The sequence below is a fragment of the Halobacillus sp. Nhm2S1 genome (assembly GCF_019599545.1).
In the GTDB taxonomy this organism is placed as follows: Bacteria; Bacillota; Bacilli; order Bacillales; family Halobacillaceae; genus Halobacillus.
This window is the reverse complement of record NZ_JAIEZV010000010.1, coordinates 1-1309: the sequence shown is the minus strand read 5'-3', so window position 1 is coordinate 1309 and position 1309 is coordinate 1. Positions and strand designations below refer to the sequence as shown.

Below are 1309 nucleotides of genomic sequence, written 5' to 3'. Positions count from 1 at the left end.
AAGCGTGGTGACACGTGGAGCTGACGGATACTAATGGATCGATGACTTATCTATCTGATTATAATCATTCGTGAAGAACGTTGCTTTTCGTAAAAGATGTTTCCTTATCCAGTTTTGAGGGTTTTCAAAAAAACTTGAAATTACCCCTTGAAATTTTACTCAAAGGACAATATAATATATCTTGTCCTTGAAAAAAAGGTTTGGTGGTGAAGGCGAAGAGGTCACACCTGTTCCCATGCCGAACACAGCAGTTAAGCTCTTCAGCGCCGATGGTAGTCGGGTTTACCCCCGTGAGAGTAGGACGCCGCCAAGCCTTGATCATAATTTCATAATAATCCGGAGGATTAGCTCAGCTGGGAGAGCACTTGCCTTACAAGCAAGGGGTCGCAGGTTCGAACCCTGCATCCTCCACCATTTCTTATCAAGTTAGCCGGCCTAGCTCAACTGGCAGAGCAACTGATTTGTAATCAGTAGGTTGGGGGTTCAAGTCCTCTGGCCGGCACCATTAGTTGCTTGCGCTAACATTTATTGATAGGAGCCATTAGCTCAGCTGGTAGAGCATCTGACTTTTAATCAGAGGGTCGAAGGTTCGAATCCTTCATGGCTCACCATTCATTTGCGGGTGTGGTGGAATTGGCAGACACGCTAGATTTAGGATCTAGTGCTTCACGGCGTGGGGGTTCAAGTCCCTCCACCCGCACTTTATGCGGAAGTAGTTCAGTGGTAGAACACCACCTTGCCAAGGTGGGGGTCGCGGGTTCGAATCCCGTCTTCCGCTCCATGATTTAACCGAGCTACTTAATAAACAACAATGTTAAACATAAACTTGCCAGGCCGGGGTGGCGGAATTGGCAGACGCACAGGACTTAAAATCCTGCGGTGGGTTTCCACCGTGCCGGTTCGAGTCCGGCCCTCGGCACCATAAACAAATATGCGCCCGTAGCTCAATTGGATAGAGCGTCTGACTACGGATCAGAAGGTTAGGGGTTCGACTCCTCTCGGGCGCGCCATTATAACGGGAAGTAGCTCAGCTTGGTAGAGCACTTGGTTTGGGACCAAGGGGTCGCAGGTTCGAATCCTGTCTTCCCGACCATTCCTAATATATTGGGGCCTTAGCTCAGCTGGGAGAGCGCCTGCTTTGCACGCAGGAGGTCAGCGGTTCGATCCCGCTAGGCTCCACCAATTTATTTGATCTTTGAAAACTGAACGAACCAACCAGTACGTCAAAACATTTCTTCTTTATAGAAGAAATTTGAAACAAAGCACATTCGGTGTGCAAATGAGCAAGTCAAACTTAACTTTTATGGAG

General features: G+C 48.2%; 9 tRNA genes and 1 rRNA gene. All 10 read left to right on the top strand.

What is annotated here, in order from left to right:
* Positions 1-199 precede the first annotated feature (199 nt).
* The 10 genes from rrf to K2225_RS19890 all read left to right on the top strand — a co-directional run bounded on the left by rrf (position 200) and on the right by K2225_RS19890 (position 1182).
* A 5S ribosomal RNA gene (gene rrf / locus K2225_RS19935) occupies positions 200-313 on the top strand.
* Between the two features lie 25 nt (positions 314-338).
* Positions 339-414: transfer RNA gene (locus tag K2225_RS19930), tRNA-Val, on the top strand.
* A gap of 15 nt (positions 415-429) precedes the next feature.
* A tRNA-Thr gene (locus tag K2225_RS19925) sits at positions 430-505 on the top strand.
* 30 nt (positions 506-535) lie between these two features.
* A tRNA-Lys gene (locus tag K2225_RS19920) sits at positions 536-611 on the top strand.
* 7 nt (positions 612-618) lie between these two features.
* Positions 619-700 (top strand) — tRNA-Leu (locus tag K2225_RS19915).
* 6 nt (positions 701-706) lie between these two features.
* Positions 707-781 (top strand) — tRNA-Gly (locus K2225_RS19910).
* Positions 782-833: 52 nt separating this feature from the next.
* Positions 834-922 (top strand) — tRNA-Leu (locus K2225_RS19905).
* An 11-nt stretch (positions 923-933) separates the two neighbouring features.
* Positions 934-1010: transfer RNA gene (locus K2225_RS19900), tRNA-Arg, on the top strand.
* Between the two features lie 6 nt (positions 1011-1016).
* Positions 1017-1093 (top strand) — tRNA-Pro (locus K2225_RS19895).
* A 13-nt stretch (positions 1094-1106) separates the two neighbouring features.
* Positions 1107-1182: transfer RNA gene (locus tag K2225_RS19890), tRNA-Ala, on the top strand.
* Positions 1183-1309: the final 127 nt, after the last annotated feature.